24 protein-coding genes and 1 tRNA gene are annotated in these 22,446 nt (G+C 62.0%); 12 read left to right on the top strand and 13 right to left on the bottom strand.

Features of this window, described 5'->3' with window-relative positions:
- Positions 1–48 precede the first annotated feature (48 nt).
- From AC1RQ9_RS07190 to AC1RQ9_RS07175, 4 genes are all read left to right on the top strand, one after another.
- The gene (locus AC1RQ9_RS07190) at positions 49–552 is read left to right on the top strand and encodes a type III secretion system chaperone family protein (protein WP_026019653.1); all 504 of its coding nucleotides are present in this window, start codon (positions 49–51) and stop codon (positions 550–552) included.
- Positions 552–1,388 carry a pyrroline-5-carboxylate reductase gene (gene proC, locus AC1RQ9_RS07185; protein ID WP_485986179.1) on the top strand — a complete coding sequence of 279 codons (837 nt, stop codon included), beginning with the start codon at positions 552–554 and terminating at the stop codon, positions 1,386–1,388. The genes AC1RQ9_RS07190 and proC overlap by 1 nt, the downstream gene beginning before the upstream one ends.
- Before the next feature lie 57 nt (positions 1,389–1,445).
- Positions 1,446–2,087: a TetR family transcriptional regulator gene (locus tag AC1RQ9_RS07180; protein WP_485986177.1), complete on the top strand. Its 642-nt coding sequence runs from the start codon at positions 1,446–1,448 to the stop codon at positions 2,085–2,087.
- A 98-nt stretch (positions 2,088–2,185) separates the two neighbouring features.
- Positions 2,186–2,260 (top strand) — tRNA-Gln (locus AC1RQ9_RS07175).
- 172 nt (positions 2,261–2,432) lie between these two features.
- Here the strand turns inward: AC1RQ9_RS07175 and AC1RQ9_RS07170 are convergent.
- Together AC1RQ9_RS07170 and AC1RQ9_RS07165 are read right to left on the bottom strand one after the other, a co-directional pair.
- The gene (locus AC1RQ9_RS07170; RefSeq protein ID WP_485986176.1) at positions 2,433–3,488 is read right to left on the bottom strand and encodes an alpha-E domain-containing protein; all 1,056 of its coding nucleotides are present in this window, start codon (positions 3,486–3,488) and stop codon (positions 2,433–2,435) included.
- Positions 3,470–4,936 (bottom strand): circularly permuted type 2 ATP-grasp protein, encoded by a 1,467-nt coding sequence (locus AC1RQ9_RS07165; protein WP_485986175.1) that lies wholly within the window; start codon positions 4,934–4,936, stop codon positions 3,470–3,472. Before AC1RQ9_RS07165 ends, AC1RQ9_RS07170 begins: the two co-directional genes overlap by 19 nt.
- 45 nt (positions 4,937–4,981) lie before the next feature.
- On the opposite strand from AC1RQ9_RS07165, the gene AC1RQ9_RS07160 reads away from it, so the two are divergent.
- Genes AC1RQ9_RS07160 through AC1RQ9_RS07150 form a run of 3 tightly spaced genes read left to right on the top strand, consistent with a single transcriptional unit; the run spans position 4,982 to position 7,217 of the window.
- Positions 4,982–5,215: a hypothetical protein gene (locus tag AC1RQ9_RS07160; protein WP_193733421.1), complete on the top strand. Its 234-nt coding sequence runs from the start codon at positions 4,982–4,984 to the stop codon at positions 5,213–5,215.
- A gap of 5 nt (positions 5,216–5,220) precedes the next feature.
- Positions 5,221–6,138 carry a transglutaminase family protein gene (locus AC1RQ9_RS07155; protein ID WP_485986174.1) on the top strand — a complete coding sequence of 306 codons (918 nt, stop codon included), beginning with the start codon at positions 5,221–5,223 and terminating at the stop codon, positions 6,136–6,138.
- Positions 6,135–7,217: a zinc-binding metallopeptidase family protein gene (locus AC1RQ9_RS07150; protein WP_485986172.1), complete on the top strand. Its 1,083-nt coding sequence runs from the start codon at positions 6,135–6,137 to the stop codon at positions 7,215–7,217. Before AC1RQ9_RS07155 ends, AC1RQ9_RS07150 begins: the two co-directional genes overlap by 4 nt.
- A gap of 90 nt (positions 7,218–7,307) precedes the next feature.
- Here the strand turns inward: AC1RQ9_RS07150 and AC1RQ9_RS07145 are convergent, their stop codons facing one another.
- Positions 7,308–8,255, bottom strand: a complete 948-nt coding sequence (locus AC1RQ9_RS07145) for a LysR family transcriptional regulator (protein ID WP_485986170.1) — start codon at positions 8,253–8,255, stop codon at positions 7,308–7,310.
- A 106-nt stretch (positions 8,256–8,361) separates the two neighbouring features.
- Between AC1RQ9_RS07145 and AC1RQ9_RS07140 the strand changes: the two genes are divergently transcribed.
- The 3 genes from AC1RQ9_RS07140 to AC1RQ9_RS07130 are packed head-to-tail and all read left to right on the top strand — an operon-like array spanning position 8,362 to position 11,098.
- Positions 8,362–9,105 (top strand): (Fe-S)-binding protein, encoded by a 744-nt coding sequence (locus AC1RQ9_RS07140; RefSeq protein ID WP_193733417.1) that lies wholly within the window; start codon positions 8,362–8,364, stop codon positions 9,103–9,105.
- Positions 9,102–10,514 carry a lactate utilization protein B gene (locus AC1RQ9_RS07135; RefSeq protein WP_193733416.1) on the top strand — a complete coding sequence of 471 codons (1,413 nt, stop codon included), beginning with the start codon at positions 9,102–9,104 and terminating at the stop codon, positions 10,512–10,514. Before AC1RQ9_RS07140 ends, AC1RQ9_RS07135 begins: the two co-directional genes overlap by 4 nt.
- Positions 10,511–11,098: a LutC/YkgG family protein gene (locus AC1RQ9_RS07130; RefSeq protein WP_485986169.1), complete on the top strand. Its 588-nt coding sequence runs from the start codon at positions 10,511–10,513 to the stop codon at positions 11,096–11,098. Before AC1RQ9_RS07135 ends, AC1RQ9_RS07130 begins: the two co-directional genes overlap by 4 nt.
- 57 nt (positions 11,099–11,155) lie before the next feature.
- Here AC1RQ9_RS07130 and AC1RQ9_RS07125 read toward each other — a convergent pair whose 3' ends face one another.
- The 3 genes from AC1RQ9_RS07125 to AC1RQ9_RS07115 form a co-directional block, all read right to left on the bottom strand.
- A complete protein-coding gene (locus tag AC1RQ9_RS07125; protein ID WP_010508825.1) occupies positions 11,156–11,425 on the bottom strand; it encodes an HU family DNA-binding protein in 270 nt (89 codons plus the stop codon).
- A 345-nt stretch (positions 11,426–11,770) separates the two neighbouring features.
- The gene (locus tag AC1RQ9_RS07120) at positions 11,771–13,459 is read right to left on the bottom strand and encodes a hypothetical protein (RefSeq protein ID WP_485986168.1); all 1,689 of its coding nucleotides are present in this window, start codon (positions 13,457–13,459) and stop codon (positions 11,771–11,773) included.
- A 165-nt stretch (positions 13,460–13,624) separates the two neighbouring features.
- A complete protein-coding gene (locus tag AC1RQ9_RS07115) occupies positions 13,625–15,685 on the bottom strand; it encodes an NAD(+) synthase (RefSeq protein ID WP_485986167.1) in 2,061 nt (686 codons plus the stop codon).
- A 125-nt stretch (positions 15,686–15,810) separates the two neighbouring features.
- Here AC1RQ9_RS07115 and AC1RQ9_RS07110 point away from each other — a divergent pair, with 125 nt between their 5' ends.
- On the top strand, positions 15,811–15,987 hold the full coding sequence (locus tag AC1RQ9_RS07110; protein ID WP_010508831.1) for a DUF1328 domain-containing protein: 177 nt from the start codon (positions 15,811–15,813) through the stop codon (positions 15,985–15,987).
- Here the strand turns inward: AC1RQ9_RS07110 and AC1RQ9_RS07105 are convergent.
- The 7 genes from AC1RQ9_RS07105 to AC1RQ9_RS07075 all read right to left on the bottom strand — a co-directional run bounded on the left by AC1RQ9_RS07105 (position 15,941) and on the right by AC1RQ9_RS07075 (position 20,496).
- Complete coding sequence (locus AC1RQ9_RS07105) at positions 15,941–16,450, bottom strand: disulfide bond formation protein B (protein WP_485986166.1); 510 nt, start codon at positions 16,448–16,450, stop codon at positions 15,941–15,943. The genes AC1RQ9_RS07110 and AC1RQ9_RS07105 overlap by 47 nt on opposite strands.
- Positions 16,451–16,456: 6 nt before the next feature.
- Complete coding sequence (locus AC1RQ9_RS07100) at positions 16,457–17,809, bottom strand: alpha,alpha-trehalose-phosphate synthase (UDP-forming) (protein WP_485986165.1); 1,353 nt, start codon at positions 17,807–17,809, stop codon at positions 16,457–16,459.
- On the bottom strand, positions 17,797–18,552 hold the full coding sequence (otsB, locus tag AC1RQ9_RS07095; protein ID WP_485986164.1) for a trehalose-phosphatase: 756 nt from the start codon (positions 18,550–18,552) through the stop codon (positions 17,797–17,799). Before otsB ends, AC1RQ9_RS07100 begins: the two co-directional genes overlap by 13 nt.
- Before the next feature lie 96 nt (positions 18,553–18,648).
- Positions 18,649–19,299: a DUF2155 domain-containing protein gene (locus AC1RQ9_RS07090; RefSeq protein WP_485986163.1), complete on the bottom strand. Its 651-nt coding sequence runs from the start codon at positions 19,297–19,299 to the stop codon at positions 18,649–18,651.
- Complete coding sequence (locus AC1RQ9_RS07085; RefSeq protein ID WP_485986162.1) at positions 19,296–19,526, bottom strand: hypothetical protein; 231 nt, start codon at positions 19,524–19,526, stop codon at positions 19,296–19,298. The genes AC1RQ9_RS07090 and AC1RQ9_RS07085 overlap by 4 nt, the downstream gene beginning before the upstream one ends.
- Positions 19,523–20,068, bottom strand: coding sequence for an outer membrane lipid asymmetry maintenance protein MlaD (mlaD, locus tag AC1RQ9_RS07080; protein WP_193733408.1), 546 nt, complete (start codon positions 20,066–20,068; stop codon positions 19,523–19,525). Before mlaD ends, AC1RQ9_RS07085 begins: the two co-directional genes overlap by 4 nt.
- Before the next feature lie 59 nt (positions 20,069–20,127).
- Positions 20,128–20,496, bottom strand: coding sequence for an NADH-ubiquinone oxidoreductase subunit NDUFA12 family protein (locus AC1RQ9_RS07075; RefSeq protein ID WP_485986160.1), 369 nt, complete (start codon positions 20,494–20,496; stop codon positions 20,128–20,130).
- 327 nt (positions 20,497–20,823) lie between these two features.
- Between AC1RQ9_RS07075 and AC1RQ9_RS07070 the strand changes: the two genes are divergently transcribed.
- Complete coding sequence (locus AC1RQ9_RS07070) at positions 20,824–22,419, top strand: TSCPD domain-containing protein (protein ID WP_485986159.1); 1,596 nt, start codon at positions 20,824–20,826, stop codon at positions 22,417–22,419.
- Positions 22,420–22,446 lie beyond the last annotated feature (27 nt).

The raw sequence follows: 22,446 nt of genomic DNA, 5'->3' as shown, positions 1-22,446 counted from the left end.
TCCGGCGCATGCCCGGATTTCCTCCACGACGGCTTCGGGGAGTGCCACATGCCAGCTCTGACTGAAACAGCGATCCCACGCAATACGAATCCACTCGATCTGATGGAACGGATCGTGGGCGGATATGACTGGAATTTCGAACGCCGCAACGATTCGGAAATGGCGGCCGAAGCACCGGGAAAATGGTGCGATTACGGCCTGTTCTTCTGCTGGTCGGAAGAAGTGAACGCCATGCATTTCACCTGCACGTTTGACCTCAAGGTTCCCGCGGACCAGCGGCGCAACCTGTTCGAACTCCTTGCGCTGGCCAACGAACGGCTGTGGATCGGCCATTTCAGCATGGACCCCGACCATGGCACGCCGGTCTTCCGCCATGCGGTCCTGCTGCGCGGGTCACGCGGGGCATCGGTGGAAAGCCTGGAAGACATGATCGACATCGCCCTGACCGAATGTGAACGTTTCTACCCCGCCTTCCAGTTCGTGCTGTGGGGCGGCAAGAAACCGGCGGATGCGCTGGAAGCCGCGATGCTTGACTGCGTGGGGATGGCCTGATGCCCGAAACCCTTCCCCCCCTTCTTCTGGTCGGTTGCGGCAAAATGGGCGGTGCGATGCTGGATGGCTGGCTGAAGGAAGGGCTGGCCCCGTCTTTCATCGTCGATCGCCACCGCGAATCCGTGCCTGCCCCGCACCACCTTGTCCGTAGCCTTGATGATGTCCCGGCCGATTTCCGGCCGGGCATGATCATACTGGCCACCAAACCGCAGAAGGTGGACGCCGTCATGTCCGCGGTCGCGCCCTTCACCGTGCATGCGCCGGTCATATCGGTGCTGGCGGGCCGCACGGTGAAAAACCTGACGGATGCGCTGGCGGCCCACCTGCCACCCGGCAGCCCCACACCCATCGTGATCCGCACCATGCCCAATACGCCCAGCGCCATCGGGCAGGGCATGACGGTCTGCTACGCGCCCCCCATCGCAACACCCGCACAGCGCAAACTGTGCACGCGCCTGCTGCGCGCGGTGGGGGAAGTGGCGTGGGTCGAACACGAAGACCAGATCGATATCGTCACATCCATTTCCGGCAGCGGACCGGCCTATGTCTTCCTGCTGGCGGAACTGCTGGAACAGCTGGGCGTGGCCGACGGCCTGCCGCCCGACCTTGCCCGTCTGATCGCACGCCAGACGGTATCGGGTGCGGGCGCGCTGATGCAGCACAGCGGCATCGACGCCGCCACCCTGCGTCGCAACGTGACCAGTCCCAACGGCACGACGCAGAAGGCGCTGGAAGTGCTGATGGCGGATGGTGCATGGCCCGCAACCCTTGCCGCTGCCCTGAAGGCAGGGACAAAACGGGCGCGTGAACTGTCAGGCCCGCAACCCGTTTCATGACCATGTGGCGCCGTGTGCCCACCACCGATACCCTTAACCCGGAAGATTATGCCCTCCATGGATAACGACCTGTTTGACGCCACCCTTCTCCGCTCAACGTTGGAACGTGCCGCTTCGCACGGCTGGCGACGCGTGACGGTCGTTGACGCGGCGCGGGATGCCGGGCTGAGTCTGGAGACCGCGCGCAGGCGTGCGCCGTGCAAGGCGATGCTGCTGCTGACACTGGGTCGGCTGGCGGATGAGGCTGCGCTGGTGGAAGATGAATCCGAAGGCAGCGTGCGTGAAAAGCTGTTCGACATGCTCATGCGCCGCCTGGACGTGTTCCAGCAGTACCGCGAAGGCGTGCGCAGCGTGCTGCGTGCCCTGCCCATGGACCCACCACTGGCCATCATGCTGGGGGGCGCCACACTGGAAAGCATGAAGTGGATCGCCAATGCAGCGGGCATGGAAACCAATGGCCTGGCCGGTGGCCTGCGCCTGCAGGCCCTGCTGGGCGTATGGACCATGACCCTGCGGGCATGGGACAAGGATGACAGTCAGGACATGGGCACCACCATGGCAGCGCTGGATCAGGCGCTGGATCGTGCCGCGCGCTTTACCGGCCTGGCCCCGGCGGCACCGCAGGCCCCCATGCCTGGTGGCGGGTATGATGCGGACACCGATCCGCTGGTGGACCTGCCGCTGGAACCTTCGGCCTGAATAAACCCGATCGGGCCATCCTCCCCCCCTTTACGGGACGGCCCTTTAGACATTAGAAGATCACCGTATCGCGCGAATCGCACGGTTACCGGACTTATTGGGGCGTAGCCAAGTGGTAAGGCAGCGGATTTTGATTCCGCCATGCGGAGGTTCGAACCCTCCCGCCCCAGCCAGTCATTCCTGAAATCGTAATGTATCCGGGCCGTCCGGTCCTGCGATATCCCGGAAATCCAAAAGAAGTTTTTTGGCGAAGCTTTTTTCAGAAAGCTTCAAGGCATGCCGCCTGTTTGAAAAAAGGCGGCACCCAAGAACTTTTATTACTTCTTGATCAATACATTACCTTTTCTAATCCTGAATCTGTTCCATCCGCCCCGGCCCGATGGGCTGAACCGATACGGCAGGCGGCCAGAAGGCATGGGCGATTTCGTTCTGGATCTGCCGCAGTTCACGCTGGATCCAGTCCATGTATTCATGTAGGCCCCGCAGGATGATGTCTTCCACCGTCTGCTCAGCCAGTGTGACGCGCAGTTCCTCCACCCGTTCAATGATCGGGGCGCAGTGCCGCAGGCGGTACTCACCCGCCAGCGACCCCAGCACGCTATAGACACTGCGCAGGCTGGTGGACAGCGAACGGGGAAAACCGTCATTCTTCAGCAGGAAACCCACGATATTGGCGGGCGTCATCCCTTCGGGCAGGACGCGACGGAAGGCATGGTACGCCGCAGCCGACCGCAGCACGGACGTCCACTGGCTCATGTCGATATCAGAACCGACACCAACGCCACTGGGCAGCAGGGTATGGTATTTTATGTCAATCAGCCGTGTGATCTGGTCCGCGCGTTCAAGGTGCTTGCCAAGGATATAGAACAACCATGCCTGGTCGCGGTACAGCGTGCCCTCGGTTATGCCAAAATGGGTCTGGCAGTCCTGTTTCAGTCGCGTGCACAGGCCGGACAGATAGCCCGCGCCCACATCATTGGGTCCCAGTTCCATGACCCAGCGCGTAAAGACATTCAGATGCATCCACATCTCGGTCGAGATCAGGGGACGCAGTACCCGCGCATTTTCCCGCGCATAACGGGCCATGGACACGATGGAGTCCGGATTGTTGGCATCAATGATGTAAAAGGCCACAACACTGCGTTCGGTCGCGGCTTCATGATGCTGGAAGAACAGGCCTTCATCCGCGTTGATGCGGATGACGCTGTCCCATCCCGCATCCAGGTTGGTGGCTGAAACCGATGTGCTGGTCACCTCGATCAGGCGGGCAAGGTTTTCAATACGCTCCATATAACGCGACAGCCACATCGTGCTTTCGGCATAGCGTGAAAGCAGGTTGCGCAGCCCCGGCATGACCGGGGCGGGAAAGACCGAAACCTGTGTCATGATGCCAGCACCCATGTATCCTTTGACCCACCACCCTGCGATGAATTGACCACAAGCGACCCCTTGCGCAGGGCCACACGCGACAGACCGCCGGGCAGCACCCATGTATCGCGCCCGGTCACGGCAAAGGGGCGCAGGTCCACATGCCGTGCCTCAACCCCGGTGGGGCATAACGTGGGCGAAACCGACAGGTTTATGACCGGCTGGCTTATGTAATTCGCCGGGTTGGCGCGCAGCAGGGCACGGAATTCATCCAGTTCCGACTGTGTCGCATGGGGACCGATCAGCAGCCCGTAGCCGCCGGATTCGCCCACCGGCTTGACCACCAGCCGTTCGATGTTGGCCAGCGTGTAGTCCAGCCCCTCGCGCTCGGCGCAGATATGGGTTTCAACGTTGGTCAGGATCGGCTCCTCATCCAGGTAATAGCGGATGATGCGTGGCATGTAGGCATAGACCGCCTTGTCATCCGCAACGCCCGTGCCAATGGCGTTGGCCAGCGTCACGTTGCCCCTGCGGTAGGCATCCACCAGTCCCGGCACACCCAGCATGCTGTCGGGATTGAACACCTGCGGGTCAAGGAAATCGTCATTCAGCCGCCGGTAGATGGAATGGACCGGGCGGGGACCGGCCACGGTGCGCATGTAGACACGCCCGTCCTCCACCATCAGGTCACGTCCCTCGACCAGCGGGATGCCCATTTCACGCGCAAGGAACACATGCTCGAAATACGCGGCATTATAGATGCCGGGCGATAGCAGGACCACCTGCGGGTTATCCACGCCAATGGGTGCGACCTCCGCCAGCGCGCGGTGCAGGCGGGGACCGTATTCATCTACCGGGCGGATGTTCAGCCCCCGTGCCAGATCGGGCATGAGACGCAGCATCATCTGCCGGTCTTCCAGCACGTATGACACGCCCGAGGGCGTGCGGGCATTATCTTCCAGCACCAGGAAGCGGCCATCGCGGTCACGCACAAGGTCGGTGCCATTGATATGCACGTAAACCCCGCCGGGCACATCCAGCCCGACCATGGCCTGACAGTAATTGGCGTTTCCCAGCACCAGATCGCGCGGCACCACACCGTCATTGAGGATATGCCGGTCGTGGTAAATGTCATGCAGGAACAGGTTGATGGCGCGCACGCGCTGCTGCACGCCGCGTTCGACATGGTCCCATTCCATGGCAGTCAGCACGCGCGGAATGACATCAAACGGCAGGACGCGATCAATCGCCTCGCGGTCGGAATAGACGGTAAACGTTATGCCAAGGCGGTAGAACTGCGCTTCCACCGCGGTCGCCCTGCGCCGCAGTTCCGCCAGGTCGAAGTGCGCCAGGCGGTCACGCACCAGTTTCAGGTCGGGCGGCGGGATATCCCCGCGATTGAGCAGTTCACAGAAAAAATCCGGAATGTCGTACGTCGCGAACAGCCCGGCGGCCTGTGCTGCCATTTTCATATCATTCATGTCCTACCCCCGCTGGCGTGGAGGTGGATCAGGCGCGAAGGAATCATGTCCGCCCACCTGCAATTTCGTTTCGATCCGTTTCTAGCGGAGCAAGAAAATCGTCTCTTGCCAAGAACGAATCTGCATTCCCTTCCCATTCGGGCCAAAATGCCGGAAAAATACGATATTGCCGCCGCCACCAATCCTGATAGCGTGGACGGTGACAGACAAACCACGTCCGAACCGCACCATCGCCGGATCACGATGGCAGGCATGCGGGACAGTTTTCCGGGGCTCTAGATTACATGAACGCGCATGCCATGCTGGTCCACCACACACGGTACCGATACGACCGGCCTGTTCACCTTGGCCCGCAGACCATCCGCCTGCATCCCCTGCCGGGTTGCCGCAATGTCCTGTCCCACAACATGGATATCGCGCCCCAGCCCTGTACGCGCGTCTGGGGACAGGACGCGTCCGGCAACCGGATCGCCCGCGTCACGTTCCCCGAACGGGTCACGCATTTCGATATCACCGTCCGCCTTGCAACCGACCTGACGCCCATCAACCCGTTCCACTTCACCCTTGCCCCATCCGCCCGCCACTGGCCTGCCGACGGGACATGCGACGCCCCTGCCCTTGCCCCCTACAGGCTGAACGCAGACGACGGCGCGGACGGGTCGCCTACCCCGCTGCTTGATGCCTTTGTGGCGGAATGGCACGCCAGGCTGCCCTGTCCCACACTGGACCTGCTGGTGGACCTGAACCGGGCCATTGCAACACACATCACCTACCGCATCCGGCCCGAAGCGGGCGTGTGGTCGCCGGAGGAAACCCTGTGTCACGCCGCCGGTTCGTGCCGCGACAGCGCGTGGCTGCTGATCGCCGTGCTGCGCAGGCTGGGCTTTGCCGCCCGGTTTGTATCGGGCTACCTGTTCCAGCCGGACCTGAATGCTCCGGACCGGCTGGGTTGCGACCTGCATGCATGGACGCAGGTGCATGTGCCCGGCGCCGGCTGGATCGGGCTGGATACGACATCGGGCCTGCTGGCGGCACAGGGGCATGTCCCGCTGGCGGTCGCCACGACCCCGCAGCATGCCGCCCCGGTCAGCGGCCTGCTGGACTACTGCGTCGCCACATTTGAAGCCGTGATGGAAACCACGCCCATGCCCCCGGTCGCGGATATGGCATCCACCCCGCGTCGGGCTATACACCCCTCATGAAACTGTTTTTCTGCCAGTCATGCCAGCAGGTCCTGTTTTTCGAGAATACGGCATGCGAACGCTGCGGCCATACGCTGGGTTATGTGCCGGAACGGACCGTCCTGTCCGCGCTGGACGCCATGGGGGACGGGTTGTGGCAACCGCTGTCAACGCCCGATGCCCCGCCGCGCGCGCTATGCGCCAACAACGCTTACAGCGCATGCAACTGGCTGGCGGAACCGGGGCAGCCCTTCTGCATCGCATGCAGTTTCAACCGCACCATTCCCAACCTGTCGGTACCCGGCAATATCGCGCGGTGGCAGAAGGTGGAGGTGGCCAAGCACCGCCTGTTCTACAGCCTGCTGCGCCTTGGCCTGCCCCTGCGTAACCGGCGGCAGGATCCCGAAGGCGGGCTGGCGTTCGATTTCCTCGACAGCCTGCCCGATGGCACGCCCGCCATGACGGGCCACATGAACGGCGTCATCACCATCGCCCTGAACGAGACGGATGATGCGCGACGTGAACAGCTACGGCAGGAAATGGGGGAATACTACCGCACCCTGCTGGGCCATTTCCGCCATGAAATCGGGCATTACTACTGGAACGTGCTGATCCGGGACGCGGGGCCGGAGCGGCTGGCTGCCTGCCGGGCGGTGTTTGGGGATGACCGGCGCGATTACGCCGACAGCCTGAAGGCCCATTACGCAGCCCCGGCCAGTGACGCATGGCGCGGCCAGTATGTCAGCCACTACGCCACGTCCCACCCGTGGGAGGACTTTGCCGAGACATGGGCGCATTACCTGCACATCATCTCGACCCTTGAAACCGCATGGGCCTATGGCATGTCGATTGACGCGACGGGCGCCCATGCGCCACCGCTGCGCACCAGCGTCCGGCGCGACCCCTATACCGAAATGTCATTTACCGAAATCACGGATGGATGGTTGCCCCTGACCTATGCGGTCAACAGCCTCAACCGTTCCATGGGCCTGCCGGATTTCTATCCGTTTGTGCTGACGCCGGATATCCTGCGCAAGCTGTCCTTCATCCATGAACTGATCCGCGACAGCCGCACGGACCAGACGACCATTGATGAATAATAAAAGTTTCCGGGTGTCGCCTTTTTTCAAAAAGGCGACATTTCCCAGCGTATTCTGAAAAAATCATCGCCAGAAACTGCCATGTGATTTTCAGACCGTTTCTTCCACCCCCTCCAGAACGGGGGCCACGGAAATAGCGCTGTCATTCATGTCCCGACAGCATGCGCGCAGGGTGGAAATGAAATTGGCCAGCAGCGGCACATGCTGTCCCGCCCGCATGGCGATGGCCAGTTCCGCGCGCGGCGCCTTCGCCCCCAGCGAGTGGTAGGTCACGCCGCCGGAATGGATCTGGTGCAGCGAACGCGGCACGACCGATACCCCAAGCCCTGCAGCCACCAGCGGCACGGTGGAGGCGATCTGCGGGGCCTGCTGGCCCATGCGCGGCGTGAAGCCTGCATTGTGGCAGGCGGACAGAATGGCGTCATGGAACCCCGGCCCGAGTTCACGCGGGAAGATGATGAAGGGTTCATCCACCAGCATTTCCAGTTCAAGATGGGGGTGGATGGCCAGCGGGTGCCCCTTGGGCAGGGCCACGACCGTTTCCTCCTCCAGCAGGGGGGACACCAGCAGGCCCGCCCCGTCGGGCACCGGCGGGCGGACAATGGCAATGTCTATGGCCCGGTCGTGCAGGCTCTTGCGCAGGGCGGGAGTATTGCTTTCCTCCAGGTAGATGGTGACATCGGGCCAGAGTTCCCGGAAACGCCGCACCGTCAGCGGGATCATGGGCAGCAGCGAGACCGCCCCCGCCAGCCCCACGCGGATATGCCCCTTCTCACCCCGCGCCAGTCCCTGCGCCGTGGCAAGAAACTGCTGCTGCATGCCCAGTAGGGCACGGGCCTGATCCAGCAGGACCATCCCGACATCCGTCAGCCTGACCCCGCGCGTCAGCCGCTGGAACAACAGGACACCCAGCTCGTTTTCCAACTGCTTGATCTGCTGGCTCAGAGGTGGCTGTTCTATGCCTAGCTGCTCTGCGGCACGGGTAAAGCTACCATTGTCGGCAACGGCTACAAAATAACGTAAATGCCTTAGATCCATATTCCATATAAATTATATATGGGAATGTCTTTCAATATATATTTGACGAAATAACATGGCTTGCGCCACGTTTCGCGCCAATCGTGCTGAGGATGAGTATCCCATAATGAAGATCGGCCTGTTCATTCCGTGTTATATCGACGCGTTCTACCCTGAAGCGGGGATCGCCACGCTGGAACTGCTGGAAAAACTGGGACAGGATGTCGAATATCCGCTGGACCAGACCTGCTGCGGCCAGCCCATGGGCAATTCCGGTTGCAATTCGGACGCCGCCGCGGCGGAAGCCCTGTTTGTTCGCAATTTCGCGAAATACGACAAGATCGTCATGCCATCAGGCAGCTGCACGCATCATGTCCGCGACAATTTTGATGCGATCCCGCAGACCGACGAAGTGCGCCACGTGCGCGAAAACACTTACGAACTGGTCGAATTCCTGCATGACATCCTGAAGGTGGATGCCTTCCCGTGGGCTGAATTCAACCATACCGTAGGCCTGCACAACAGTTGCGGCACGCTGCGCGCCCTGCGTACGGCCAGCATGTCCGAACTGGGTGAAAAGCCGTTTTCCAAGCCGATGGACCTGCTGAAGAAGGTCAAGGGAATCCGCTTTGTCACCCCCAAGCGCCCCGATGAATGCTGCGGCTTCGGCGGCACCTTCTCGGTCACGGAAGAAGCCGTGTCGGCCAAGATGGGCGTGGACAAGGTGCGTGACCATTACCAGGCGGGGGCGGATTACATCGTCTCGGCCGATTCTTCATGCGTGATGCACCAGCAGGGCTGCGCTGAACGCGCGGGGGTACCCATCCGCTTCATTCATATCGCGCAGATCCTTAACGGAGCAGCTCAATGAGCAACAAGCCCGTCAACCACGCCCGGGCGGCGGAGCATTTCCTTGAGGACGCCCCCCACCTGCAGTTCCATGACGAACGCCTGTGGGACATGCGCCAGAAGCGTGACGCCCAGATGCACATCCTGCCGGAATGGCAGGAACTGCGCGAGGAAGCGTCGCGCATCAAGGAACACACGCTCTCCCGCCTGCCCGAATACCTTGAGCAGTTCGAGGAAAACGCGAAAAAGAACGGCATTCACGTCCACTGGGCGCGCGACGGGGCGGAACATAACCGCATCGTGGGCGAAATCCTGAAGAGCCATAACGCGCGCAACCTGATCAAGAGCAAGTCCATGGTCACCGAAGAGTGTGACATGCGGCCCTATCTTGCAAAACAGGGTGTCACCGTAACCGAAACCGACCTTGGCGAACGCATCCAGCAGCTTGATGACCAGTTGCCCAGCCACATCGTGGTGCCGGCGGTGCACAAGCTGACATCAGACGTGGCGAAAATCTTCGCCAAGGATTACCACACCGACCCCAACATCCGTGACCCGCACCTTCTGGCCGAAGCACAGCGCCAGGCAGCCCGTCCGGTTATCCTGCATGCCGATGCGGGCATGACCGGCGGCAACTTCGTGGTGGCAGAAACCGGCACGTTCGTGGTCTGCACCAACGAAGGCAATGCCGACCTGAGTGCGACGGTGCCCAACCTGCATATCGCAACCATCGGCATCGAACGCCTTGTCCCGCGCATGGCCGACCTTGGCGTATTCATACGCCTGCTGTCGCGCAGTGCGCTGGGATCACCGATCACACAGTACACCACCCATTTCCGTGGCCCGCAGAAGGGTGGCGAGATGCACGTGGTGCTGGTCGATAACGGGCGTTCCGCACGTCTGGGCATGGAAGATTTCTGGACGTCGCTCAAATGTATCCGCTGTGGCGCGTGCATGAACACCTGCCCGGTGTACCGCCGTTCGGGTGGGCTGTCCTATGGTGCGGTGTATTCCGGCCCGATCGGTGCGATCATCGACCCGACCTTCAACGAACGCAAATACAGCACGCTTCCCTATGCCTCGACGCTGAACGGAAGCTGCACCAATGTCTGCCCGGTCAAGATCAACATTCACGAACAGCTGTACAAATGGCGTCGCGTGCTGGTGCAGCACCATGAAATGCCCTTCGTCAAGCGTGAGATCATGCACATGGCGGGCAAGCTCATGGGTCAGCCCAGGATGTACCGCGCCGCCATCAAGGCGACCGAGGTCTCGCTGGGCACCATGCCGCGCTTCGTGCTGTATAACTGGCTGAATCCGTGGGGCAAGCACCGCGAAAATCCCCATCCGGTCAAGCAGACATTCAATGACTGGTATCGCAAGAACCGCGAGAAGGCCAAGCCTGCCGCCGCACCGGAGACCAAGAAATGAACCCCGCACGCGACGAGATCCTGCAGGCCCTGCGTAACAACCGCCCCACGCCGGAAAACCATCCGCTGCCGCCGGTCAGGACGCTGGGCGACCTGGACGCCAGCCGTGAACGTTTTATCGCCAGCCTGAAGATACTGGGCGGTGATGTGCTGGAACCCGTGGAAGGGGAAACGCTGGATCAGGCCATCATGCGCCGTCACCCGGATGCGAAGGTGATCTGCTCCACCGTGCCTGAAGCGCACGGCACGCTGCCGGTCGAGAAGGTGAAGACCCCGCAGGACGCGGCAACCATTGACGTGACCGTGGTGCGCGCGCCGTTCGGCATTGCGGAAATGGGGTCGATCTTCCTCAGCGAATCACAGCTGCCGATCAATTCCTTCGCCCATCTGGGGCAGCACATCGTGGTGGTAATGTCCCCCGCCACCATTACGGCGAACATGCATACCGCGTATCAGGAACGGCCGGAATTCAGGACCGCCAATTATGGCGTGTTGATGAGCGGCCCCTCCGCCACGGCGGATATCCAGGGCGTGCTGATCCGGGGCGCACAGGGTGTGCGCTCCCTTTCGGTCTGGTTTGCCTGAACCCCGCGGACAGTCCCTTCGCGCCATTTTTCTGAAATGGCGCGAAGCTGTCTGATATCAGACAGCTTTCTTCAGGTTGGGGCTGGCCTTGAACCGAACGGTCTTGCCGGCCTTGACCTTGACCTGTTCCCCCGTGCGGGGGTTAAGCGCCTGACGGGCCTTGGTTTTCTTGACCGTAAACGTGCCGAAAGACGGCAGGGTAAAGCCACCCTCGCGCTTCAGTTCCTTGACAATTGCCGCGATCAGGTCAGAGGCAGCCTGATTGGCCGCGACACCCGTGCAATCAATCGAATCCTGTATAACTGCTGCAATAAAGGCTTTACTCATCGTAACGGCCTGCTCCCTTCTGGCTGAAAATTGATGTCGTGAATATCCTGCTTCCGTAATCAAATGGGGCGATCACCACCATCTGGACCGGACGGTCGCGGCTTTTACCCTGATGATTGGGGTTACACCAGCAATTTTTTGTTATCACATGAAAATTTCTGCTGTCGTAGTCAGCAAGAACCGCAACTGTTTTACAAACGGCAGTTATATCGGCTACCTTCTGCGATAACAGATTGTTTATATCGAAATCGTATCATTGTCGTCAAAAAAATAACCTGGATAAAATGTCACCATTGCCAGAGATGCCCCTCGGTCGGGGGGCATCTCTGGCACAGGCCCTGCAGGTCAGCTTTTGAAATTCTGTACCTTCAGGTCTGTTACGCCAACAAAGGTAATCCGGGTATCATCCGTCAGGCTGACAGTCGTATTCCCACCAGCGATGGTGGCATTATCCAGCATGGACTGGATAGAAGATGATTTTGCGTCATAACCGGCCAGCTTGACGATATTGCCTGCCGATTTACCGAAATCCTGAATGATGTCGTTACCGCCGGCCTTGCCCTTAACAAACTCGAATTCCGTCTTGGCACTCCCTGCAGTGAACAGGTCATCGCCCGTCCCGGCCCGCAGGGTATCCTGCCCGCTGCCGCCAATCAGGGTATCATTGCCGCTGCCCGCCCGGGCATACAACTTGCCTGTTGACAGGCCACCATCCAGTGTTTCGTTTCCGCTACAGGCATAATAGGTGGCGGTTGTCTGCGTATTCGCCGTCAGGTCCAGTCCCGCCGTGCCATAAATAGTGGCATGGCTGCCGGTCACGGTGTCGGAAATACCATTGCTGCCATCAATGAAGGTCAGGCTGCCATGCACGCTGACCGAAATCGTACTGGCATCCACGTCATCAAGATGGGAGGAATGACTGGCGGAAATCGTATCGTTGCTGCCACCACTCACGGTCAGTTTCGTATGCGCCTGGATGGTGCTGTCACTGACCGAATCGGCAAGCAGACTACCGTTGCCATAGATGGTGTCGGACGCACCGCCATCTACGGTCAGTTTCGCATGTCCGTGGATATTGCTGCCACTGACCGAATCGGCAAGCAGATTACCGTTGCCATAAATGATGTCGGACGCACCGCCATCCACGGTCACTTTCGCATGTCCGTAGATATTGCTGCTACTGACCGAATCCACAAGCAGGCTGCTGTTGCTATAGATGGTGTCGGATACCCCCCCATCCACGGTCAGTTTCGCATGTCCATGGATATTGCTGTCATTGACCGAATTAACGACCAGATTATTGCTGCCATAGATGGAGTCGGACACGCCACCGTCGATAGTGTTGGTATAGCGTGCGGGATTATGTTCCCCGAAGTAATCGTCATCCGCATAACCGCTGATGGTGGAATTGCTGACATCCTGTACCGTCACGCCGTCAATGACCCGCAATTGCACGCTGCCACCGTTAAACCGTGCTGCATCGGGCGCATTCCAGTCACCGGTTACGGTCGGGTGTCCATCAGCGCCATAAATGGTGTCGGCCCCACCCAGGACATGGATGGTGTCCAGTCCCTTGCCGCTGACGAAATCCGTGTTGCCGCCAGCGGCGTAATAATTCACGTCACCCGATTTCGCGACAAAATCCACCTTGCCCATGTCACCATCCATGATGGTGGTGGCCTGCTTGCCACCGGTCAGGATGATCTTGCTGTCCAGCGGGGTGGAGGTGGTGCTGCCGATCTCGACCTCGGTGCCGGTCACGGTGTGTTTGCCAGCAGTCGTGACCTGCTGGTTCACGCCGCCAGACTGCTCCATCACGGTATCGATCCCGGCCACGCCAAACATGCGCACGGCCAGTGCCGGGATATCATTGCCATAGGCCTGCTGCAGGGCCGAAACCTCTGCACTGGAAACGTTGGCGAGCGACCGCAGGACCGTGACCTCGCTCACCCTGTTCAGTCCCCATATGATATCACTATTATCCGGGTTGATGCCCAGCGTCAGGCCAGTGGCCCCGGTTACGGTCACTCCCATGCATTCCGTTCCTTTTCACGCATCGCGGGAACATGCATGTCTCCCGACCTCGCTACAGATATCCGCTACCCGCGCCGCATGATCGCCACGACAGGGGAGGAGATGCTTTCACGACGGTAATTGACAGCAATGGGTTAAGAAATTCGGAATCAGGGTCAGATTGGTTCAGTTTAATGGAACACGTTTTTCCAGTTCCTCCAGCCAGATGCGGGCATTGCCGTCAGATGGCGCCCGCCAGTCCCCGCGCGGCGACAGCGCGCCGCCGGCCACGACCTTCGGCCCGTTGGGCATGGCCGAACGCTTGAACTGGCTGAAGCCAAAGAAACGGTTCAGGAAAACCCCCAGCCAGTGCCGGATTTCGGACAGGGAATAGGCCCGCCTGCTGTCGGCGGGGAACCCCGGTGGCCAGTTCCCCCGCGTGGTGTCGCCCCACGCATGCAGCGCCATGAACGCGATCTTCGCGGGACGGAAGCCATAGCGCAGCACATGGAACAGGGTAAAATCCTGCAATGCGTATGGCCCGATCAGTGACTCCGTGCTCTGCACCGCCTGCGTGGCCGTAGCGGGCACCAGTTCGGGCGAGATCTCGGTGGACAGGATGGCATCCAGCACCGCACAGGTCCGTGCCTGCTCCTGCCCATTGGCCATGACCCAACGGATCAGATGCTGGATCAGTGTTTTCGGCAGGCCGGAATTGACGTTGTAATGCGCCATCTGGTCACCCACGCCATAGGTACACCACCCCAGCGCCAGTTCCGACAGGTCTCCCGTGCCGATCACGATCCCACCCGACTGGTTGGCCAGCCGGAACAGGAAGTCCGTCCTGAGCCCGGCCTGCACATTTTCAAACGTGACATCATACACGTCCTTCCCCGCGGCGAAGGGGTGCCCCATCTGTTCCAGCATAAGCTTTGCCGCGGGACGAATATCGATCTCTCGCGCCTGTATGCCCAGCGCCGCCATCAGTTCATGCGCATTGCCACGCGTGTCGCTGCTGGTGCCAAAACCGGGCATGGTGTAGCCCAGCACCGCCTGCCGTCCCAGCCCGCTTTCATCCGCCGCCCGTGCCGCCACCAGCAGGGCATGGGTGGAATCCAGACCACCCGAGACGCCAATGACCAGCGTTTTCGCCCGTGACGCCAGCAACCGTCGCTTCAGGGCCGTGACCTGTATGGTAAAGGCCTCGTAACAGTCCTGATCCAGTACGGCTGGATCACTGGGCACGAAGGGAAAACGGGGAATGGCGCGCCGCAGGCCGATATCGTCGGCCGGTGGCGTCAGGGCAAGGTCGATCCAGCGCCAGTCCTGCGCCCCTGCATGGGCGCGGTTATCGGCAAAGCTGCCCATGCGCAGGCGTTCCTGCCGCAGCAGGTCAAGGTCCACATCCGCCGTCAGCGTGACCAGACCGGACGGGAAACGCGCACTTTCCGCCAGGATCGCACCATTTTCGAAAATGGAGGTCTGTCCGTCCCATGCCACATCGGTGGTTGATTCCCCCTCTCCCGCCGCAGCATAGACATAGGCACATATACACCGCGCGGAATGAGACTGGCACAGCAGCGTACGCGTACGCGCCTTGCCCACGGTGATATTGGATGCCGACAGGTTGGCGATGACCGTAGCCCCGGCAAGGGCCGCCTGAATGCCCGGTGACTGGGGCACCCACATGTCCTCACAGATTTCGGCGGCTACAACCAGACCCGGTACGGCGCGGGCACGAAACAGCAGGTCGGTGCCAAATGGCACGTCATGGCCACCAAGCGTGACATGACCTCCCCGCAGTCCGGCGCCCGCGCTAAACTGCCGGGCTTCGTAAAATTCCCGGTAATTGGGTAGATAGGATTTCGGAATGACGCCGACAATCCGCCCATCATGCAGGGCTATGGCGCAGTTATACAGCGCATTCCCCCATACGACCGGCGCGCCCACCAGCACCAGCGGCCGCAGGCCCGCCGTCTGCGCGGCAAGCCACGTGATGGCATCCCCCACGCGGTCCAGCAGCACATCCTGCTGGCGCAGGTCCTCGATCGCATAACCGGACAGCCCCAGTTCAGGAAAAACCGCGACCACTGCCCCCGCGTCATGACAGGCACGGATACCGTCATGCGTGCGGCGCGCGTTTTCCATGGGATCAGCCAGCACGACCGGCAGCGTACACGCGGCCACACGTGCGAACCCATGGGTGTACAAAGCGTAAAATCCGGCCGTGCCACTGGCTGCTGTCATATCCTGTATCCCTGTCGCCAAAGCCAAAATCACGACCCCGGTGAACCGGTTGCCATCTGGCGCATTGTTATAGAGCGGATGGCATGCCCGCGTCTGTCACAACAACGATTGGAAGGAACCGAATCATGGACCTGTTACGCTGGACCATCACATTCCTTGTCCTGGCCCTGATCGCCGCGGTCTTTGGCTTCGGCGGCATATCTGACACCTTTGCCTATTTTGGCAAGGTGCTGTTCTTCGTCTTTATCGTCCTGTTCATCCTTGGATTGTTTTTCGGCCGCGGCCGCGGAACTTCGCCCTGATCCGCAATCCCCCGCGCACGAGCGGGATCAGCGCAAGGGCATAGATCCCGTCCATCATGGCCATGGATACTGGCACGCCGGGCACCAGATAGGTTGCCGCGTCGCACGGCTTGGCCGGGCGGCGCGGCATGGAGGCCAGGCGTTCGGCAAAACTGCCGCCATGGAATGTCGGCGCACGACATTCAGGCAGCGGGCTGGCCCACCAGCCCTGCTCCACCCCTACATGCACCGCCGACAGCCCGAACGCGCACAGCAGCACAGGCATGCACAGCCACAGCATGCCGCGTGCCATATCACGCGGCAGAATGGCGGCCAGCCCCCCCAGCACGATCAGGATACGATAAGGCCAGCGTTCCCACAGGCATAGCCCGCAGGGTACGTGACCAAGTGTGTTTTGGCTCCACCACGCCACACCAAGTGCCGCAAGACCTGCCAGCACCATCAATAAAGCAGTTGAACGCATGGCTGGTTACGATCGGTCCACAACGGGTGCGGTCTGCAGCGCATGCATGAAATCAGCGGCCCAGCTTACGGCTGTCGTGCTGCTGACTTCCCGTTCAAGGGCCTGCCAGCGCGTGCGCCGTTCCGCAAGGCCCATTGTCAGTGCTTCATGCAGGGCGTCGGCAATCTCGTCAGGGTCATACGGATTGACCAGGATCCCTTCGTCCATTTCCGGCGCGGCCCCCGCGAAATGCGACAGGATCAGCACCCCCGGATCAGCCGGGTCCTGCGCCGCAACATATTCCTTGGCCACAAGGTTCATGCCATCGCGCAGGGGCGTAATCAGCGCGGCTTCCGCCCGGCGGTAGAACCCGGCCAGGACCTCCCGCGGCAGCGGGCGGGTGATGTAGCGGATGGGCGTCCAGTCAAATTCGGAATAGGCCCCGTTGATCCGTCCGGTCAGTTCATCCAGCTGGCGACGCAGCTGGCGATATTCCTCGACACTACCGCGCGAAATCGGGGCGACCTGCAGGAACGTCACCTTGCCCCGGTGTTCAGGGTAGCGGGCCAGCAGTGCCTCATACCCGCGAAAGCGTTCGGGCAGGCCCTTGGAATAATCCAGCCGGTCCACGCCCAGAACCAGTTTCGCACCCCGCAGGCTGCCTTCCAGCCGCTCGATCTCCGGCCCCTGCATGCTTTTTTCAGCCTGCGCGCGGAATTCATCGGGATCAATGCCAATGGGAAACGCCTGCCCACGCGGCGGCAGGCCGTTGACCTTTAGCGAATGATTCAGGTTCTCGGCATCCTCGGGGGTCTGCACACCCACCAGATCGTAGCTCTGCATGTCTTCCAGCAGCAGTTCCGCGCCGGGCAGTGAGCGCACCAGGCTCCATGGTGGAAAGGGAATATGCAGGAAGAAACCGATCCGGCACTTCACCCCCAGATCCCGCAGCGCCTGCCCCAGCGGGAACAGGTGATAATCATGCACCCATATCACATCATCGGGCCGCAGCAGCGGCAGCAGCGTGCGTGCGAACATGGCGTTGACCGCAAGGTAGGTTTCCCAGTCCGTGCGGGAATAATTCATCAATCCCACGCGGTAATGGAACAGCGGCCACAGGATACCGTTGGAGAAATTCTGGTAAAACCCCTCGTACTGCAGCGGGGTCAGGTCAATGGTGGCGTAGGTTACGTTATCAACCTGATCCAGCCGGGGCACGGGGTCGCCACCATGAAGCTGCACCTGCTTGCCTGACCAGCCGAACCACAGCGATTCCCCTTCGCGCAGCGCATCTTTCAGGCCAACGGCCAGGCCACCGGCGGGCTGGCTGCGTTCACGCGGGGACGGGACGCGGTTGGAAACAATAATCAGTCGCCCCATGCGTCCCTGCCTCCCTGTGCCAGTTGCGCAAGCCAGCCGCGAAAGGCGGCGGGATCGGGGAAATCGGCAGGAATGCGGAACCCGACCCCACCCAGATGTACCGCCATGCGGATGCCATCCTCATCCGTAACATCATCGCCAACGAAAATGGGGGACCGCCCGGCAAAGGGCGCGCTTTGCATGAGCACTTCCACCGCATGCCCCTTGTCTATGCCCGCAGGGCGGATTTCCCATGCCATCTTGGCGGCCTGCACATGAAAGGCACCGCCTGTTGCGCCAACCCAGCCATCCGCCACCTTGCCCAATGCTTCCCCTGCGTCGGGCGCGCCGCGGTAATGCAGCACCAGCCCTGCCTTCTTGCGTTCGATCCGTACGCCGGGATGGGCCTGCGCCAGCCGGTCGGCCTGTTCCAGCCATGCAGCGGGCACCGGCGGCAGGGGGGCACGTTCAATGGCCTGGCCCGGCGCGTGCCGGATGGCGATGCCATGTTCACCCGCCACGGCATAGGGCACATCCCCCAGAAAATGGTCAATCTGGTCAATGGGTCGCCCCGAAATCACGGCCAGCGCATTCCCGCATTTGTCACGCAGGCGCTTCAGCGTATCAAGCAGGCCGGGCACCACCACAACGGATTCAGGCGTAGGCGCGATATCAACCAGTGTCCCATCGAAATCCAGCAGGAATGCCGCGCGGGCAGGCGGGGGCAGCCGATCGAGCGAAGGAAGGGAAGGTATCTTGCTCATGGTGAATCTAGCCTCCGGCAAAGCTGGGGAATACGCAAGCCCGGAACCGCACCGGACAGGCCGACAGCATTGATACGATACAAATTAAACTATTATCTAATGCAGCATTAGCGGGGCTGCCCCCTCATCCGCAGGATCAGCAGGCGGTCGGGCCGGCAGTGGCGGGGATACCGGGGCAACTGCCGTTGTGGGGGCCTGCGTGGGGGAAAGGGACTGTGGCGCGTCAGTGCCGCCCGTAGCAGGCATGAGCGACGGGATGGGCCCGGCCACCGGGACCGGACTGCCATCCGCACCGGGCTGCGGCACGGCGGCAACCGCCAGCGGCGGTGGCACGGGGGCGACCGCATCCCCGCTGCAACCGGCAAGCTGCACGTCATACAGCGGATTCTGGAACACGCCATTCGCGGGTTCGGCTACGGCCATCCAGCCCTGAAAGGGCGCCATGCCTTCATGCGCATCATGCACCTCCAGCCAGGCGGCGCTGTCCGCAGGCAGGGTGGGCGGGCGCTGCAGGCATGACGTGGCATGCAGCGTCAGGCTTTTATACGATACGTCCTGCCCGGTAGGGATATCGAGCATCTGGATATGGGCATCGAGCTTGTCCAGCACCCGTACCGTGGCAATAGTACGCCCCTGCCACGTATCGGGGGGATACATAGCGGGCGGGGCCAGCCATTCCGCCGCATGGGCACAGGCGGGCAGGCTGGCAAGCAGGGCGGCGGGCAGGCACCGCAGCAGGCGCCTCATGCTTTCGGGCTCCGCAGGCTGCCCACAAGATCGAGCAGGATCCGGCGCATCGCCGCCTCATCCACGCCCATCAGGATTGCGTCCTCGAACGCATCACGGAGAATACCCTGCAATTCAGTATAATTTTCCTGCAATATCAGTAATTTGTCACGACATGACACTGGCGTGCCATCGGGTTGCGGCCAGACCGCCGGCATGCCCGTACTGGCGTTTCCGTCATGGGTCATGGGGTTTCTCCACCCACGGGGGCCGGAGCAGCAGGCTGGGACGCCTGGGCCTTGTCCTGCCGGGCCTTGGTCAGCGTATCGGTCACGGAGAAGATGAACTTGCTCAGCAACTGTTCCAGACTGATCGCACCCTGTGTCTCACCGATCGTGCCGCCGGGGGCCAGCATCTTTTCATCCCCACCGGGGGACAGGGCGATGTACTTGCCCCCCAGCAGGCTGTCGCTGGTAATGATCGCCGCCGTATCATCGGGCAACTTAATGTCGGGCCGCACGGTAAAGGTGACCTGGGCTGCAAAGGTTTTCGGGTCAACATGCTCATCGACCACCTGCCCGACCGTGATACCGGCCAGCCTGACATCCGAACCCACGGACAGACCGTCGATATGGGCAAAACCCGCGTTCAGGCGATAACCGGATTCATGCGGCCGCCCCTTGTCCAGCACGGCATAGGCCAGAAGCCCCGCCAGCACGGCCAGCACGGCAAATCCGGCAAGGAGTTCCGCGGGCTGGCGGACCGCCCGGCCTGAAACAGCAGCAACCATGTTGGCAAAGCTTCCCCAATATCCAATGGCGCGTACCCTAGCAGGTTACGCCACCGGTTTCATCCCTCGGGGTACCATGCCTCATAATCGCTGGTAGTTGAAGCCCGCTGCCCACCGCGCAGGTCGCTGCCGGGGGGGTGATATGCCGCTACGGTCCCGGTCTGGTTGGGCTGCCACGGCTGCTGCCATGGCTGGCGCGCGCTTTCGGGCAGGGGCGCATCCTCCATATGATGCAGCCAGCCCCACCATTCGGGCGGAACGGCGGATGCATCCTCCCCCTTACGATAGATGACCCAGCGTTCATGCCGCTTTTCCCCGCCACCGGTACGGTTGGGAGTCCGGGCCTCATAATAGGATCGGCCATCAGCGTCCCTGCCGACCAGCCGCCCCCTGAAATGCGTATAGATACGGGTGCCTAAATTTGCCATGACCGAAGCCTAGTCCGCCCGCACGCGCGCGGTCCACGCGCATATGCGCGACCAACCGTCACATCTGCGGGATCAGGGCGGGCGGGCATGGCGGCGGCACTTCGCGCCCGCGCGCGTACCGGCCTTCCGGACCTTCCGGGCCGGGACAACACCACCCGGTGACGGGACTCGACCGCCGCCGCACGCCGCATGCATGGCACGATCCGCACCCGGTTCGGGAGGGTGCGTACTTATCCCCCATATCCACGGTATCCAGTGGAATGTATAGTTGCGACTCCGGTCCAGACGGGTTCCGCCAGCCCTGCCCGTGCCGGTAAAACGGAAGGCATGACAGCACGAAGCCACTGGAACGGCGTGCGCATGCGGACCGTAGAGGCCGCAGCGGATCCCGACGACGCGCCACGTTCCGTTACCCTGCCCGCCGACTGGGATGACACGGCAGCCGAGGCCCTGGCCCAGCTGACGCCCGGCCATGGTCCCGCCAGCCTGCCGGTCGAGGCGGCGCGATGGATAGACGACCTGTGTACGGGCGAGGTGGCCGGCCCCACGGTCCGCCCCATCGCGCGCACGCTGTCGTGCCTGCTGCTTATGCGGCAGGCGGCCCCTGCGGAAAGCCTGTGGCATGGCCACCATGACCGCAGGCCCGCCTTCGTGGTCAACCTTGCGGCCTTTGTCGAAGCTGATAACGGTTTCATGGCCACCGATTTTGTCGCGGCCCTGCGCCTGCTGGCCCGCGTACTGCGCGCGGTGGCACGGCAGAAGATGCATATGCGCAATGGCGAACTGCCGCTGCCCGACCCATCAGGGCAGGCCATGCCACACCTGCGGGCCGTCCCTGCCCCCGCCGCGGTCGAACCCCGCGAACGTCCACCCATGGCGGGCGCCATCCTGCTGACCAACCTCGATGCCTGCCTTGCGGGGCTGGGGCTGGATTATGACAGCGAGGCTGGGCGCGACGCGGCATGCAGTATCGTGGCGCTGGCCACCCTTGTCGCCCATTCCGGCGAGGGGGCGGACGCCATGCCCCTGCCGCCCGTGCGCAGCATCCTGCCCGGTGTCAGCCAGATCGCGCGTGCGGTATGGCAGGAAGCCGCGGTCGAGACTGATCACCCCGCCGCCCGCGTCGAAACCGGATTTTCCACGCCCGGCCCGATCGATGCATTGCTGGGGGTGGAATCATGCGGGCTGGCCCCGGTCTTTTCCCCGTTGCGCGCCGACGGGCGGCTGGCCACCAGCACGCTGGCACGCCTTGCCTGCCGGGGGCTGACGCTGGAAGCGGCCTTTGCCGCGACACTGGCGGGGGACACCGTGCTGCCGCTGCCGGGCGCTGCATCCCATCAGGCCATGCATCGCGCGCTGAGCGGCTTCGTGGATCGCGTGCCCGCCCGTCCCGACGCCACGCGCGACACGCTGGCCACCCGCGCGGGACTGGAACGTGGCGCACGCCGTCCCCTGCCCGCGCGCCATGGCGGCTTTACCCAGAAGGCCAGCGTGGGCGGCCACCGCCTGTTCCTGCGCACGGGGGAATATGCCGACGGGTCACTGGGCGAAATCAGCCTGACGCCCACGCGCGAAAGCCCGATGGTACGCGGCCTTATGGATACGCTGGGACAGGCGGTCAGCATCGGCCTGCAGTACGGCGCACCGCTGGAAAGCTATGTCGAGGCATTTGCCTACACCCATTTCGGCCCTGCCGGCACGGTGGAGGGCGACCCGGTTGCATCATACGCGACATCCATGCTGGACTATGCCTTCCGGGCGCTGTCCGACGCCTATCTGGGCCGCAGGCTGCCCGACGCCCCGCATGAGGACATGATGGCGGACAGTCCCGCCCCCATGCTGCCGCTGGACCTGCCGGAATCCGGCAATGACGATGGCGATGACACACCCCCCCGGCGGCGCAGGCTGCGGCTGGTCGGATAACGCGACGGCCCTGCTTTCCCGCCCCTG

It is taken from the genome of Komagataeibacter ossonobensis (assembly GCF_057359305.1).
Note: the sequence above shows the minus strand (reverse complement) of the source record. Positions and strands in the feature narration are given on the sequence as shown.